This is a genomic window from Streptomyces sp. NPDC032198 (assembly GCF_040636975.1).
In the GTDB taxonomy this organism is placed as follows: Bacteria; Actinomycetota; Actinomycetes; order Streptomycetales; family Streptomycetaceae; genus Streptomyces.
In genome coordinates, this window is sequence record NZ_JBEZVL010000018.1 from 38,458 (window position 1) to 53,103 (window position 14,646).

11 protein-coding genes are annotated in these 14,646 nt (G+C 71.0%); 8 read left to right on the plus strand and 3 right to left on the minus strand.

From position 1 onward, the window contains the following. Positions 1 to 276 precede the first annotated feature (276 nt). A complete protein-coding gene (locus AB0E78_RS36880; protein ID WP_361842498.1) occupies positions 277 to 1,200 on the minus strand; it encodes an LLM class F420-dependent oxidoreductase in 924 nt (307 codons plus the stop codon). 178 nt (positions 1,201 to 1,378) lie between these two features. Between AB0E78_RS36880 and AB0E78_RS36885 the strand changes: the two genes are divergently transcribed. The 6 genes from AB0E78_RS36885 (at position 1,379) to AB0E78_RS36910 (ending at position 10,089) form a co-directional block, all read left to right on the plus strand. Further along, entirely contained in the window at positions 1,379 to 1,831 is a 453-nt protein-coding gene (locus AB0E78_RS36885; protein ID WP_361842501.1) for a cold shock domain-containing protein, read from the plus strand. Between the two features lie 124 nt (positions 1,832 to 1,955). Continuing rightward, complete coding sequence (locus AB0E78_RS36890; protein WP_361842504.1) at positions 1,956 to 3,500, plus strand: 3' terminal RNA ribose 2'-O-methyltransferase Hen1; 1,545 nt, start codon at positions 1,956 to 1,958, stop codon at positions 3,498 to 3,500. Continuing rightward, positions 3,497 to 6,091: a polynucleotide kinase-phosphatase gene (locus AB0E78_RS36895; protein WP_361842506.1), complete on the plus strand. Its 2,595-nt coding sequence runs from the start codon at positions 3,497 to 3,499 to the stop codon at positions 6,089 to 6,091. The genes AB0E78_RS36890 and AB0E78_RS36895 overlap by 4 nt, the downstream gene beginning before the upstream one ends. Positions 6,092 to 6,156: 65 nt before the next feature. Beyond that, positions 6,157 to 7,383 carry an arginine deiminase gene (locus AB0E78_RS36900; RefSeq protein ID WP_361842509.1) on the plus strand — a complete coding sequence of 409 codons (1,227 nt, stop codon included), beginning with the start codon at positions 6,157 to 6,159 and terminating at the stop codon, positions 7,381 to 7,383. 114 nt (positions 7,384 to 7,497) lie between these two features. Further along, positions 7,498 to 8,496, plus strand: a complete 999-nt coding sequence (gene argF / locus AB0E78_RS36905) for an ornithine carbamoyltransferase (RefSeq protein ID WP_361842512.1) — start codon at positions 7,498 to 7,500, stop codon at positions 8,494 to 8,496. Between the two features lie 141 nt (positions 8,497 to 8,637). After that, positions 8,638 to 10,089 carry an amino acid permease gene (locus AB0E78_RS36910; RefSeq protein WP_361842515.1) on the plus strand — a complete coding sequence of 484 codons (1,452 nt, stop codon included), beginning with the start codon at positions 8,638 to 8,640 and terminating at the stop codon, positions 10,087 to 10,089. Here AB0E78_RS36910 and AB0E78_RS36915 read toward each other — a convergent pair. Next, on the minus strand, positions 10,070 to 10,486 hold the full coding sequence (locus AB0E78_RS36915) for an ATP-binding protein (RefSeq protein ID WP_361842518.1): 417 nt from the start codon (positions 10,484 to 10,486) through the stop codon (positions 10,070 to 10,072). The two genes, AB0E78_RS36910 and AB0E78_RS36915, sit on opposite strands and share 20 nt — an antisense overlap. 219 nt (positions 10,487 to 10,705) lie before the next feature. Between AB0E78_RS36915 and AB0E78_RS36920 the strand changes: the two genes are divergently transcribed. Both AB0E78_RS36920 and AB0E78_RS36925 read left to right on the plus strand, forming a co-directional pair. Continuing rightward, positions 10,706 to 11,533, plus strand: coding sequence for an enoyl-CoA hydratase family protein (locus AB0E78_RS36920; protein WP_361842521.1), 828 nt, complete (start codon positions 10,706 to 10,708; stop codon positions 11,531 to 11,533). A 2-nt stretch (positions 11,534 to 11,535) separates the two neighbouring features. After that, on the plus strand, positions 11,536 to 13,839 hold the full coding sequence (locus tag AB0E78_RS36925) for a bifunctional salicylyl-CoA 5-hydroxylase/oxidoreductase (protein WP_361842523.1): 2,304 nt from the start codon (positions 11,536 to 11,538) through the stop codon (positions 13,837 to 13,839). Here the strand turns inward: AB0E78_RS36925 and AB0E78_RS36930 are convergent. Further along, entirely contained in the window at positions 13,823 to 14,644 is an 822-nt protein-coding gene (locus AB0E78_RS36930) for a PaaX family transcriptional regulator C-terminal domain-containing protein (protein WP_361842526.1), read from the minus strand. The genes AB0E78_RS36925 and AB0E78_RS36930 overlap by 17 nt on opposite strands. Between the last annotated feature and the right edge of the window lie 2 nt (positions 14,645 to 14,646).

A 14,646-nucleotide genomic window follows, 5' to 3' on the forward strand; every position in this document is an offset into this window, starting at 1 on the left:
CTGCTGATGCGAGCGACGCACCAGCAGCGGCCGCCGGCGCGGGTGCCGGGCGGTCCGGCTCCGCCCGAGCCAACGATCACCTGCGGCGGCGGGTCACTGGGGCGGGGCCACACCGGATGCCGGGTTGACGGAATTTCACCCGGCCGGGGCCGCGCGGGACCGGCGGCACCGGTGGAGTTGACGGGAGCGCGACCGGCTCCGAAGGCACGGAGGCCGAATGCACGGAGGCCTACTGCACCGGGGCCGCTCGGCGGCCGAGGGGTGGGCGCGCCGCGGTCAGCTCAGCTGCGACATGACCTGCGAGGAGATCAGCTCCAGGTGGTCGAGGTCGTCCAGGTCGAGCATTTGGAGGTACATGCGCTGCGAGCCGACGGCCTGGTAGGCGGCGATCTTCTCGACGACCTCGGCGGGGGAGCCCGCGAGTCCGTTCGCCTTCAGGTCCTCCACCTCGCGCCCGATCGCGTCGGCGCGGCGCTTCACCTCCGCGTCCGTCTTGCCGACGCAGGCCACCAGCGCGTTGGAGTAGGTGAGGTCGTCGGCCTTGCGGCCGATCTCTTCGGCGGCGGCGCGGACCCGCTTGAACTGCTGCTCGGTGTCGGAAAGAGAGGCGAAGGGGATGTTGAACTCGCTCGCGTAGCGGGCCGCGAGGGCCGGCGTCCGCTTGGCGCCGTGTCCGCCGATGAGGACGGGCACCTTGGGCTGCGCGGGCTTGGGAAGGGCGGGGGAATCGGCGAGTTGGTAGTAGGTGCCGTCAAAGGTGAACCGTTCGCCGACCGGGGTCTCCCACAGGCCGGTGACGATGGCGAGTTGCTCCTCCAGGCGACCGAACTTCTCCTTCGGGAAGGGGATTCCGTACGCGGCGTGCTCCGCCTCGTACCACCCCGAGCCGAGGCCGAGTTCGATGCGGCCGCCCGACATCTGGTCGACCTGCGCGACCTGGATGGCGAGGACGCCGGGCAGCCGGAAGGTGCCCGCGGTCATCAGGGTGCCGAGCCGGATCCGGCGGGTCTCACGGGCCAGGCCCGCGAGGGTGATCCAGGCGTCCGTGGGGCCGGGGAGACCGTCGGAGGAGCCCATCACGAGGTAGTGGTCGGAGCGGAAGAAGGCGCTGTAGCCGAGGTCCTCGGTGGCCTTGGCGACGCGGAGGAGCGTCTCGTAGGTCGCACCCTGCTGCGGTTCGGTGAAGATTCGAAGGTCCATGCAGCTATCTTGCCCGGATGCCCGTTCCACTTTCAGTCCCGCACGGGCCGTGTTGCCGCCGCCGACGGCCGGGGCCTGAGGGGACGCTCGGTCGTACGGCGCAGGGGAGCGGAGGTTAGGCTTCGGCACTGGCTGTCCGGGCGAGGGGCCCGGAGATGGTGTGGGGGTTGGGGTCGAGATGGTCGCTGGCAGGGTTGTCCGGTTCGACGGCGCGCGAGGGTATGGATTCATCGCCCCGGAGCATGGTGGGGAAGACGTGTTCCTGCACGCCAACGACCTGCTGATCCCGGAGCCTCTGGTGCACACGGGGGCGCTGGTCGAGTTCGAGATCGAGGAGGGCGAGCGCGGCCCCAAGGCGTCCTCCGTCCGCCTCCCCAAGGGGGCGCAGGCGTCGGCGGCAGTGCCGTTCGTCGGTGGCAGGGCGCAGATGCCCCCGTCGATCCAGGCGTCCGCCGCGGGGTTCGACGACGGCGAGGAGCCGACCTGCGATGTGCTGAGCGTCGCGGAGTACTCGTTCGAGGTGACCGAGCTGCTGCTCGGCGCGGCTCCGTGGATGACCGGTGAGCAGATCAAGCACCTCCGCGAACAACTGGTGCAGCACGGCAGGAGCCACGGCTGGGTCGAGGGCTGAAGGGCCCCTGACGGGGAGCGAAAAACCCCTGAGTGAGTCCGTGATGTTCGCTGTACGGTCTAGAGGCGCGCTGGAGCCGCAACCGTAAGTTTCCGCAGTTCAGATTGCGTTTCGAGGCATACCCGTGTTCCTGACGATCAGTACTTCCGGTACCCCTGAGAGCCCCGCGACCGACCTCGGTTTCCTGCTGCACAAGCATCCCGAGAAGGCGCAGGCGTTCTCCACTTCCTACGGCACCGCGCATGTCCTCTACCCCGAGGCGTCCGTGGAGCGTTGCACCGCGGCGCTGCTGCTCGAGGTGGATCCCGTGGCGCTGGTGCGGCGGGGAAAGGGCAAGGGCCGGGGCGGGGCGCCCGATGCCGCGCTCGCACAGTATGTGAACGACCGGCCCTACGCCGCTTCGTCGCTGCTCGCCGTGGCGCTGAGCGCGGTGTTCTCCAGCGCCATGCGCGGGGTGTGCAACGCGCGGCCCGAGCGGGCGGGGCAGCCGCTGCCGCTGCGCATCGAGGTGCCCGCGCTGCCCGCGCGGGGCGGCGCCGACCTGGTGCGCAAGCTGTTCGAGCCGCTGGGCTGGACGGTCACGGTGACGCGGATTCCGCTGGACGAGCAGTTCCCGGAGTGGGGCGACTCGCGGTACGTCCACCTCGTACTCGACGTCCCGGACGGGAAGTTGACCTTGGGTGAGGCGCTTCGGCACCTCTATGTCCTGCTCCCCGTGCTCGACGACGCCAAGCACTACTGGGTCTCGCCTGACGAGGTCGACAAGCTGCTGCGCGCCGGTGAGGGCTGGCTCGCGGACCACCCGGAGCAGAAGGTCATCACCAGCCGCTATCTCGCGCGGCGCTGGTCGCTGACCCAGGAGGCCATGCAGCGGTTGGAACTGGTGCGGCTCGCGGACGCGGACGACACGGATGTCGAGGACATCGACAACGCGGTCGTCGAGGAGAGCGCTGACCCCGAGGGCGAGGAGCGCGCGGAGAGCACGGGCAGGCCCGTCCCGCTCGCCGTGCTGCGGCGCGAGGCGATCCTCGCGGCGCTGGCCGGCGCCGGTGCCGGTCGCGTGCTCGATCTCGGCTGCGGGCAGGGCCAGTTGGTCCAGGAGCTGCTCAAGGACACCCGGTTCACCGAGATAGCCGGTGTCGATGTGTCGATGCGGGCGCTGACCATCGCGTCGCGGCGGCTGAAGCTCGACCGCATGGGCGAGCGGCAGGCCGAGCGGGTCAAGCTCTTCCAGGGCTCGCTCGCCTACACGGACAAGCGGCTCAAGGGGTACGACGCGGCGGTGCTCAGCGAGGTCATCGAGCACCTCGACGAGGAGCGGCTGCCCGCCCTGGAGTACGCCGTGTTCGGCTCGGCCCGGCCGCGCACCGTGCTCGTGACGACACCGAACGTCGAGTACAACGTCCGCTGGGAGACGCTCGCCGCCGGGCACGTCCGGCACGGCGACCACCGGTTCGAGTGGACGCGCGAGGAGTTCCGGGGCTGGGCCCGGCAGGTGGCCGAACGGCATGGCTACGGAGTGGAGTTCGTGCCCATCGGGGAGAACGACCCCGAGGTGGGGCCGCCGACCCAGATGGCCGTGTTCACGCAGGCCGACAAGACGGACGACAAGACCACCCTCAAGACCGACAAGACCGACACGAAGGCGAAGGAGGTGCAGGCGGCATGACGAACGAAACCAGCAGCGGCTCCAGCACGGAAGCCACTCACGCGGGACGTGTGCTGCCCGTCACCGACCTCTCCCTCGTCGTCCTCGTCGGCGCCACCGGCTCCGGCAAGTCGACCTTCGGCCGCAAGCACTTCAAGCCCACCGAGGTCCTCTCCAGCGACTTCTGCCGCGGCCTCGTCGCCGACGACGAGAACGACCAGGGCGCGAGCGGCGACGCCTTCGACGTGCTGCACTACATCGCGGGCAAGCGCCTCGCCGCGGGCCGCCGCACCGTCGTCGACGCGACGAACGTGCAGAGCGAGAGCCGCAAGCAGCTCATCGAGCTGGCCAGGCAGTACGACGTCCTGCCCATCGCCATCGTCCTGGACGTGCCCGAGGACGTCTGCGCCGCACGCAACGCGGGGCGCGCCGACCGGGCCGGCATGCCCCGCCGTGTCATCCAGCGCCACCAGCGCGAACTGCGGCGCTCGCTCAAGCACTTGGAGCGCGAGGGGTTCAGGAAGGTGCACGTCCTCAAGGGCGTGGAGGAGGTCGACCACGCCACCATCGTCACCGAGAAGCGCTACAACGACCTCTCGCACCTCACAGGACCCTTCGACATCATCGGCGACATCCACGGCTGCGCCGCCGAGCTGGAGACGCTGCTCGGCAAGCTCGGTTACGTGGACGGCGCGCACCCCGAAGGGCGTACGGCCGTGTTCGTGGGCGACCTCGTCGACCGCGGACCGGACTCGCCGGGCGTGCTGCGCCGCGTGATGTCGATGGTCGGCGACGGCAGCGCCCTGTGCGTGCCGGGTAATCACGAGAACAAGCTCAGCCGCTATCTCAAGGGCCGCAAGGTCCAGCACACCCACGGACTCGCCGAGACCGTCGAGCAGTTGGACGCCGAGAGCGAGGAGTTTCGCGCGAGCGTGCGGGAGTTCGTGGACGGCCTCGTCTCGCACTACGTCCTCGACGGGGGCAAGCTCGTCGTCTGCCACGCGGGTCTGCCCGAGAAGTACCACGGGCGGACGTCGGGCCGGGTGCGCTCGCACGCGTTGTACGGCGACACCACCGGCGAGACCGACGAGTTCGGCCTGCCCGTGCGCTACCCGTGGGCGGAGGACTACCGCGGCAGCGCCGCCGTGGTCTACGGCCACACCCCCGTGCCGACGGCGACCTGGCTGAACAACACCATCTGCCTGGACACCGGTGCCGTGTTCGGCGGCAGGCTCACCGCGCTGCGCTGGCCGGAGCGCGAACTGGTCGACGTACCGGCGGAGCAGGTCTGGTACGAACCGGCCAGGCCGCTCCGCACGGAGGCCCCCGGCGGCCACGACGGCCGTCCGCTCGACCTGAACGACGTGCACGGCCGCCGCGCCGTGGAGACCGGTCACGCCGGCCGTGTCGCGGTGCGCGAGGAGAACGCGGCGGCGGCCCTTGAGGTCATGAGCCGTTTCGCCGTGGACCCGCGGCTCCTTCCCTACCTCCCGCCGACGATGGCCCCGACCGCGACATCGCAGCGTGAGGGCTATTTGGAGCACCCGGCCGAGGCCTTCGCCTCGTACGCCAAGGACGGGGTGGGCCGGGTCGTGTGCGAGGAGAAGCACATGGGCTCGCGCGCCGTGGCCCTGGTGTGCCGTGACGCGGACGTGGCCCGCGAGCGCTTCGGCGTGGACGGCCCGACCGGCTCGCTCTGCACCCGTACGGGACGTCCCTTCTTCGACGACCCGGAGATCACCGAGGAGATACTCGGCCGGGTGCGCGACGCCGTCACCGAGGCGGGACTGTGGCAGGAGCTCGCTGAGTCCGATAGCGCCTCCGGCGCGGGCGACTGGCTGCTGCTCGACGCCGAGTTGATGCCCTGGTCGCTGAAGGCCTCCGGCCTGCTCCGCACGCAGTACGCGGCCGTGGGCGCCGCGGCCGGAGCCGTCTTCCCCGGCGCGATCGCCGCCCTGGAAGCGGCGACGGCGCGCGGCGTGGACACCGGGGGGCTCCTGGCCAAGCAGCGCGAACGAGCCGTGGACGCCGCCGCGTTCACGGACGCCTACCGCCGCTACTGCTGGCCGACCGAGGGCCTGGAGGGCGTGCGTCTCGCGCCGTTCCAGATCCTGGCCGTCCAGGGCCGCAGCCTCGCCGCGCTCCCGCACGACGGACAGCTCGCCCTGATCGACCGCATGGTGGAGCACGACGGCACCGGCCTGCTGCAGACCACCCGGCGGCTCTACGTCGACACGGGCGACGAGGCGTCGGTCCAGGCGGGCATCGACTGGTGGCTGGAGATGACCAGCCGCGGCGGCGAGGGCATGGTCGTCAAGCCGGTCGAGGCGCTGGTCAGGGACGGTAAGGGCCGGATCGTGCAGCCCGGCATCAAGTGCCGCGGACGCGAGTACCTCCGGATCATCTACGGCCCGGAGTACACACGGCCCGACCACCTCGACAAGCTGCGCGACCGCTTCCTCGGCCACAAGCGCTCGCTCGCCGTCCGTGAGTACGCGCTCGGCCTTGAGGCCCTCGACCGGCTCGCGGCGGGTGAGCCGCTGTGGCGCGTGCACGAAGCGGTGTTCGCGGTTCTCGCCCTGGAGTCGGAGCCGGTGGACCCGCGGCTCTAGGCAACGAGAACCGGGCTTTGGCCAACGGCAGGCGTCGGCCGCCCGGCCGGGGAAAGATGGACTCCATGGGATTCCATGTCGACTCCGAGGCCGGGCGGCTGCGCCGCGTGATCCTGCACCGACCTGATCTGGAGCTCAAGCGGCTCACCCCGAGCAACAAGGACGCGTTGCTCTTCGACGACGTCCTGTGGGTCCGCAGGGCCCGTCAGGAACACGACGGATTCGCCGACGTGCTGCGCGACCGCGGGGTGGCCGTCCACCTCTTCGGGGACCTCCTGACCGAGGCCATGGACGTGCCAGGGGCGCGTCTGCTCGTCCTGGACCGGGTCTTCGACGAGAAGGAGTACGGCCCGCTGGCGACGGACCATCTGCGGGCCGCGTTCGAGACGTTGCCGTCCGCGGAGCTCGCCGACGCGCTGATCGGCGGGATGACCAAGCGGGAGTTCCTGGAGCGGCACCCCGAGCCGACGTCCGTGCGCTTCCACTGCATGGACCTGGACGACTTCCTGCTCGGCCCGCTGCCCAACCACCTCTTCACGCGCGACACCTCGGCGTGGATCTACGACGGCGTCTCCATCAACGCGATGCGTTGGCCCGCGCGGCAGCGCGAGACCGTGCACTTCGAGGCGATCTACCGGCACCACCCGCTCTTCCGCGGCGAGGACTTCCACGTCTGGTCCCAGGGGCAGGCGGACTACCCCTCCACCATCGAGGGCGGCGACGTCCTGGTGATCGGCCGGGGCGCGGTCCTCATCGGCATGAGCGAGCGCACCACGCCGCAGGCCGTGGAAATGCTCGCGCACAAGCTCTTCGCGGCGGGCTCCGCGCAGACGATCGTGGCCCTGGACATGCCGAAGAGACGCGCGTTCATGCATCTCGACACGGTGATGACGATGGTCGACAGCGACACCTTCACGCAGTACGCGGGCCTGGGGATGCTGCGCTCGTACACCATCGAGCCCGGCGTCGACGGGCGGGAGCTGAAGGTGACCGACCATCCGCCCGAGCACATGCACCGGGCCATAGCGGCGGCCCTCGGGATGAGCGGCATCCGGGTCCTCACGGCGACCCAGGACGTGCACGCGGCCGAGCGTGAGCAGTGGGACGACGGCTGCAACGTGCTGGCGGTCGAGCCCGGCGTCGTCGTGGCGTACGAACGGAACTCGACCACGAACACGCATCTGCGCAAGGAGGGCATCGAGGTGATCGAGATCCTGGGCAGCGAGCTGGGGCGCGGCCGGGGCGGTCCGCGGTGCATGAGCTGTCCGGTGCAGCGGGACGCCATCGACTGACGGCCACCGAACTGGCAGCCATCGAGTGGCCTGTGCGGAAGTGGGCCTGTATAGAAATGTGGAGCGTCGTATAGACTTCCAGTATCCCCGTACGCGTACCCCTGGAGCGCCCTCATGGCCATCGACCTCACCGGCCGCCACTTCCTCAAGGAGCTGGACTTCACCGCCGAGGAGTTCCGCGGCCTGATCGAGCTCGCCGCCGAGCTGAAGGCGGCCAAGAAGGCGGGGACCGAGACGCAGCGGCTGCGCGGCAGGAACATCGCGCTGATCTTCGAGAAGTCCTCCACGCGGACCCGCTGCTCCTTCGAGGTCGCCGCCGCCGACCAGGGTGCCTCGACAACGTACATAGACCCGGCCGGATCGCACATCGGCAGCAAGGAGTCCGCCAAGGACACCGCCCGGGTGCTCGGCCGGATGTTCGACGCCATCGAGTTCCGCGGCGACGCCCAGTCGACCGTCGAGGAGCTCGGCGCGTACGCGGGCGTGCCCGTCTACAACGGCCTGACCGACGACTGGCACCCCACCCAGATGCTCGCCGACGTGCTCACGATGACCGAGCACAGCACGAAGCCGCTCACCGAGATCGCGTTCGCCTATCTCGGTGACGCCCGTTTCAACATGGGCAACTCGTACCTGATCACCGCCGCGCTCCTCGGCATGGACGTACGCATCGTGGCGCCCAAGGCCTACTGGCCCGCCGAGGAGATCGTCGCCCGGGCCCGCGAGCTCGCCGGGACCAGCGGTGCCCGGATCACGCTCAGTGAGGACGTCACCGGGGCCGTCGCGGGCGCCGACTTCGTCGTGACCGACGTCTGGGTCTCCATGGGCGAGCCCAAGGAGGTCTGGGACGAGCGCATCACGGCCCTCGCGCCCTACGCCGTGACCATGGACGTCCTGCGCGCCACGGGCAACGCCGACGTGAAGTTCCTGCACTGCCTCCCGGCCTTCCACGACCTGGGCACGAAGGTCGGCCGCGAGATCCACGCCCGGCACGGTCTAAGCTCTCTCGAGGTCACCGACGAGGTCTTCGAGTCCGCGCACTCCGTCGTCTTCGACGAGGCGGAGAACCGGCTCCACACGATCAAGGCGATTCTCGTCGCGACACTCGCCTGACAGAAGCTCACACTGGCGGGGCCGGGGAACACCTTCCCCCGGCCCCGCTTCTTTGCGGCACTTCCCCAAGCTCTCGACTTCGTTCGAGCAGGGGAGGCCCCAATCCGCCGCGCCCAGCACCACCGAAATGAGAACCACCGCATGCGCTCGACCGGTCCGGCAGGACTCCGCGTCAAGTCCCCCGAACTCCTAGTCGCCGAATCGGGTGCCGACCTCGAGGGCCACGGCCTGAAGCGCACCATGGGCCTGTTCCAGCTGGTGTGCTTCGGCGTCGGCGCGATCGTCGGCACCGGCATCTTCGTCGGCCTCTCCGACAGCGTCGCCGAGGCGGGCCCCGCGGTCGCCGTCTCGTACCTCCTGGCCGCCGTGACCTGCATCTTCACCGCGTTCTCGTTCGCCGAGCTGGGTGGCGCGATCCCGGTCTCCGGCAGCTCGTACTCCTTCGCGTACGCCTCGCTCGGCGAGCGCACCGCGTTCCTCGTCGGCTGGTGCCTGCTCCTGGAGTACGGCGTCTCCGTCTCCGCCGTGGCGGTCGGCTGGAGCCAGTACCTGAACGAGCTGCTCGAAAGCCTCACCGGCTGGCACCTGCCCGACGCGCTCTCCGCCGGGCCCGGCGAGGGCGGCGCCGTGAACCTGCCCGCCGTGGTCGTGATCCTGCTGGCCGCCGTGCTGCTCGTACGCGGCATCCGGGAGAGCGCGCGGGCGACGGCCGCCATGGCCATGCTCAAGATCGGGATCCTGCTGCTGTTCCTCGCGATCGCGTTCACCGCGTTCAAGGCCGGCCACCTCACCCCCTTCGCGGGCGCCGGGGCCTCCGGCATCACCGCGGGCGCCTCGCTCGCCTTCTTCTCCTTCATCGGCTTCGACGCGATCACCACGGCGGGCGAAGAGGTCAAGAACCCCCGCAGGAACATCCCGATCGCCATCCTGATCTGCATCGGCGTCGCCACCCTGCTGTACGTCGCCGTCGCCCTCGGGGCGATCGGCGCGCTGGGCGCGGACGCGGTGGCCGACAAGCCCGCCGCGCTCTCGCTGGTCGTCAACCAGGTCACCGACTCCTCGGTCGGCGGCGGGATCATCGCCTTCGGCGCGGTCGTGGCCATCGCGTCCGTCGTGCTCGCCGTGATGTACGGCCAGACCCGCATCCTGATGTCGATGTCCCGCGACGGGCTGGTCCCGCGTGTCTTCGAGCGCGTCTCGCCCAAGACGTCGACGCCGGTCGCCAACACCTGGATCGTCGCCGCGGTCTTCGCCGTACCGGCCGCCTTCTCGTCGCTCGACGTGGTGGTCAACCTGACGACGATCGGCACGCTGGCCATCATGGTCGTGGTGAATGTCGCGGTGCTCGCGCTGCGCCGCTCGGCGCCGGAGCTGAAGCGCACCTTCCGGGTGCCGCTGTACCCGGTGAGCCCGGTCCTGGGCGTGGGTTTCTGCCTCTACCTGATCTGGGGCACGGGCTGGACGACGTGGGTGCAGTTCGCCGTTTTCCTGGTCGTGGGCTCCCTGGTGTACGCGCTGTACGGGCGCCGTCACTCGCGGCTCGGCAAGGCCGAGGCGGCCGACTCCGCGACGCCTACGCCGCGGGCAGGGTGAACCAGACCGCCTTGCCGGAGCCGGTGGTGCGGTGACCGCAGGACGAGCTGAGGGTGCGGATCAGGAGCAGGCCGCGCCCGTGTTCCTGCCAGGGGTCCGGCTCGTTCATCGGCCCCGGGTCGGAGAGATCGCCGGGCGGCAGCGGGTTCGAGTCGTGGACCTCGACCTGGCAGCCGGTCGGCAGGAGCTCGATGACGAGCTCTATCGGGTCCTGCCCCGAGGTGTGCTCCACCGCGTTGGCCACCAGCTCGGCCGTGAGCAGCTCGGCGGTGTCGCTGTCGGCGGGCGTGTCGATCTCCATGAGCGCCGTACGCACCAGTGCGCGGGCGATCGGCACCGCGGCAGTGGTGTGCGGCAGCGCGATGCGCCACGAGGTGGGAGCGGGAGATTCGTGCAAGGCGGGTCCGTTCAGGGCAGCAGGCGATCCTGCTTTCAACCGTACGAAGCTTAAGCGCTATGTCGACAGGGTCGACGGTCGGGCAGAACCGGGACGTCTGGCCCTTGAGGGGTATCGCGTACTCGTGACGACAGTCACGGACAGGTGATAGCTTCGAAGAGCAGAGAGAACGTCACGAGATGGACCGCCGCCGCCCGACCGAGGAGGCCGCACGTCGTCATGAGTCCCTTCACCGGCTCCGCCCCCCGCACCCCCGAATGGCAGCACCTCCGCTTCGAGGTGCACGACGGGGTCGCCACGGTCACCCTGGCCCGCCCCGACAAGCTGAACGCGCTCACCTTCGGCGCCTACGCCGACCTGCGCGACCTCCTGGCCGAACTGTCCCGCGACAAATCCGTGCGCGCCCTGGTGCTCGGCGGGGAGGGACGCGGCTTCTGCTCGGGCGGTGACGTCGACGAGATCATCGGCGCGACCCTCGGCATGGACACCGCCCAGCTCCTCGACTTCAACCGCATGACGGGCCAGGTCGTCCGCGCCATCCGCGAGTGCCCCTTCCCGGTGATCACCGCCGTGCACGGGGTGGCCGCGGGCGCGGGTGCCGTGCTCGCCCTCGCCTCGGACTTCCGGGTGGCGGATCCCTCGGCGCGGTTCTCCTTCCTCTTCACCCGGGTCGGCCTGTCGGGCGGCGACATGGGCGCCGCTTACCTCCTGCCCCGTGTCGTCGGCCTCGGCCACGCCACCCGCATCCTGATGCTGGGCGACCCGGTGCGCGCCCCCGAGGCCGAACGGATCGGCCTGATCAGCGAGCTGACGGACGAGGGCAGGGCTCCCGAGGCCGCACAGACCCTCGCGCGCCGCCTCGCCGACGGCCCCGCCCTCGCGTACGCGCAGACCAAGGCGCTGCTGACCTCGGAACTGGACATGCCGCTCGCCGCGGCCGTGGAGCTGGACGCGGCGACACAGGCACTCCTCATGACCGGCGAGGACTACAAGGAATTCCACGCGGCGTTCACGGAGAAGCGCTCGCCCAAGTGGCAGGGGCGCTGACGATGACGGCCCCCGACCACGGCTCCGCCCACCGCATCGCCGTCATCGGCGGCGGCCCCGGCGGGCTCTACGCCGCCGCCCTCCTCAAGCGGCTCGACCCGGAGCGCGAGATCACCGTCTGGGAGCGCAACGCCCCGGACGACACCTTCGGCTTCGGAGTCGTCCTCTCGGATGAGACCCTCGGCGGCATCGAGCACGCCGACCCCGTCGTCTACCGCGCCCTGCAGGCCGAGTTCGTGCGCTGGGACGACATCGACATCGTGCACCGGGGGAGCCGGCACACCTCCGGCGGGCACGGCTTCGCGGCCCTCGGGCGGCGCAGGCTGCTCGGCATCCTGCACGAGCGGTGCCGTGAACTCGGCGTCGACCTGCGCTTCCGGGCCGAGGCGCCGCCCGCCGCCGAGCTCGCCACCGCGTACGACCTGGTGATCGCGGCGGACGGCGTGCACAGTCTCACGCGTGAGGCGCACGCCGAAGCGTTCGGGCCGAGCGTGGAGACGCACCGCTGCCGCTACATCTGGCTCGCCGCCGACTTCGCCTTCGACGCCTTCCGCTTCGAGATCGCCGAGACCGAGCACGGCGTGATGCAGCTGCACGGCTACCCCTTCTCCACGGCCGGCACGGGCGAGTCCACGGTCATCGTCGAGATGCGCGAAGAGGTGTGGGAGGCGGCCGGGTTCGCGGAGCTCGACGAGCGGGAGTCGACCGAACGCTGCGCCAAGATCTTCGCCGACGCCCTCGACGGCCGGACGCTGCGCGGCAACAAGTCCGCCTGGATCAACTTCCGCACGGTTGTCAACAAGCGTTGGTCGCACGGCAATACGGTGCTTCTCGGCGACGCGGCCCACACCGCCCACTTCTCCATCGGCTCCGGCACCAAACTCGCCGTCGAGGACGCGCTCGCGCTCGCCGCCTGCCTGGAGGAGCAGCCGGACATCGCCGACGCCCTCGCCGCGTACGAGACGGAGCGCCGTCCCGTCGTCGAGTCCACGCAGCGCGCGGCCCGCGCGAGCCTGGAGTGGTTCGAGCGGCTCCCGGACTACCTCGGCCAGCCGCCGCGCCAGTTCGCGTTCAACCTGCTCACCCGCAGCCGCCGCGTCACCCACGACAACCTGCGCCTGCGCGACGCCCACTTCACCGAGTCCGTCGAGCGCGACTTCGGCTGCCCGGCCGGTACGCCGCCGATGTTCACGCCCTTCCGCCTTCGCGGCCTGACCCTGCGCAACCGCGTGGTCGTGTCGCCCATGGACATGTACTCCGCGGTGGACGGCGTCCCCGGCGACTTCCACCTCGTCCACCTGGGCGCTCGGGCGCTCGGCGGCGCGGGCCTGGTCATGACCGAGATGGTGTGCGTCAGCGACCGGGGCCGCATCACGCCGGGCTGCGCAGGGCTCTACACCGACGGGCAGAGCGACGCCTGGCGCCGCATCACCGACTTCGTGCACGCGCAGGCGCCCGGCACCGCGATCGGCGTCCAGCTCGGCCACTCAGGGCGCAAGGGCTCGACGAAGCTGATGTGGGAGGGCATCGACGAACCCCTCGACGAGGGGAACTGGCCGCTGGTGGCGCCCTCGCCCCTCCCGTACAAGGCGGGCAGCCGGCGCCCGCACGAGCTGGACCGGGCCGGGCTCGACGAGATCCGCGAACAGTTCACCGAGGCGGCCCGGCGGGCCGAGCGGAGCGGCTTCGACCTTCTCGAACTGCACTGCGCCCACGGCTATCTGCTGTCCGGCTTCCTCTCGCCGCTGACCAACCGACGGACCGACGAGTACGGTGGCTCGCTGGCCAACCGCATGCGTTTCCCGCTCGAAGTCTTCGACGCGGTAAGGGAGTTGTGGCCGGACGGCAAGCCCATGACTGTCCGCGTCTCGGCCACCGACTGGGCCGACGGCGGCACCACCGCGGACGACGCCGTCGAGATCGCCCGCGCCTTCGCCGCGCACGGAGCCGACGCGATCGACGTCTCCACCGGCCAGGTCGTCTCCGACGAGCGCCCCGCGTACGGCCGCTCCTACCAGACCCCGTTCGCCGACCGCATCCGCAACGAAACCGGCGTCCCCGTCCTCACGGTCGGCGCCATCTCCTCCTGGGACGACGTCAACTCCCTGATCCTGGCGGGTCGTACGGACCTGTGCGCGCTCGCGCGCCCGCATCTGTACGACCCGCACTGGACCCTGCACGCGGCGGCCGAGCAGGGGTACGCCGGACCGGGCGTCAGCTGGCCCGTGCAGTACGGGGCGGGCAGCCGCCGGCCGCAGACCGGCCGTACCGACGCCCCCAAGCCTCGCCTCAAGCTGGGGAGTTGAGCGTCACGAAGCGCGCTCCCGCGTCCCGCAGCCGTCCGTCGAGGGCCGTGAACACCTCGGCGGACCGGTCCCCGGGCCACCCCTCGGGGAGGAGTTCCCCCGGCAGCCCCGGATCGGCGTAGGGCAGCCGGCGCCAGGAGTCCAGGGCGAGGAGGTAGTCGGGGTACGCCTCCTCCGGCGGGGTGTCCGTGCGCCCCTGCCAGGCCCTGAGCACCGGCTCGTGCCGGTCGAGGAACGCCTCGTGCTCCTTGGCGATGGACGACAGGTCCCACCAGCGGGCCACCGCGTCGGCCGTCGCCGCGAAGCCCAGGTGCTCGCCGCGGAACAGGTCGACGTACGAGGCCAGTTGGAGGCGCTCCAGGGTGTGCCGGGTCTCTTCGTAGAGGTGCGCCGGGGCGATCCACACCCCCGGAGCGGCCGTTCCGAAGCCGAGCCCGGCAAGGCGGGAGCGCAGCACGTGCCGCTTCTGGCGTTCCGACTCCGGCACGGAGAACACGGCGAGCACCCAGCCGCCGCCCTGCCGCGCCGCCGGGGGAGAGGCGTAGATGCGCCGGTCGCCGTCGTCCAGGAGCTGGCGCGCGTCCGGCGAGAGGGCGTAACCCGCCGCGCCCGCCGCCGTCCGCGCGGGGACGAGGAGACCGCGCCGCTTGAGCCGGGACACGGAGGAGCGCACGGACGGGGCGTCCACGCCGACCGGGGCGAGGAGCCTGACCAGCTCGGCGACGGGCACCGGGCCGGGGGCCGCGCGCCCGTAGGCGCCGTAGAAGGTGACGATCAGGGACCGTGGAGTGTGCTGCTCGGACACGT

Coding starts and splice junctions, on each gene's coding strand:
- AB0E78_RS36910 (WP_361842515.1), top strand. CDS start 8,638: ATGCGCTCGACCGGTCCGGCAGGACTCCGCGTCAAGTCCCCCGAACTC.
- AB0E78_RS36895 (WP_361842506.1), top strand. CDS start 3,497: ATGACGAACGAAACCAGCAGCGGCTCCAGCACGGAAGCCACTCACGCG.
- argF (WP_361842512.1), top strand. CDS start 7,498: ATGGCCATCGACCTCACCGGCCGCCACTTCCTCAAGGAGCTGGACTTC.
- AB0E78_RS36920 (WP_361842521.1), top strand. CDS start 10,706: ATGAGTCCCTTCACCGGCTCCGCCCCCCGCACCCCCGAATGGCAGCAC.
- AB0E78_RS36880 (WP_361842498.1), bottom strand. CDS start 1,200: ATGGACCTTCGAATCTTCACCGAACCGCAGCAGGGTGCGACCTACGAG.
- AB0E78_RS36900 (WP_361842509.1), top strand. CDS start 6,157: ATGGGATTCCATGTCGACTCCGAGGCCGGGCGGCTGCGCCGCGTGATC.
- AB0E78_RS36885 (WP_361842501.1), top strand. CDS start 1,379: ATGGTCGCTGGCAGGGTTGTCCGGTTCGACGGCGCGCGAGGGTATGGA.
- AB0E78_RS36925 (WP_361842523.1), top strand. CDS start 11,536: ATGACGGCCCCCGACCACGGCTCCGCCCACCGCATCGCCGTCATCGGC.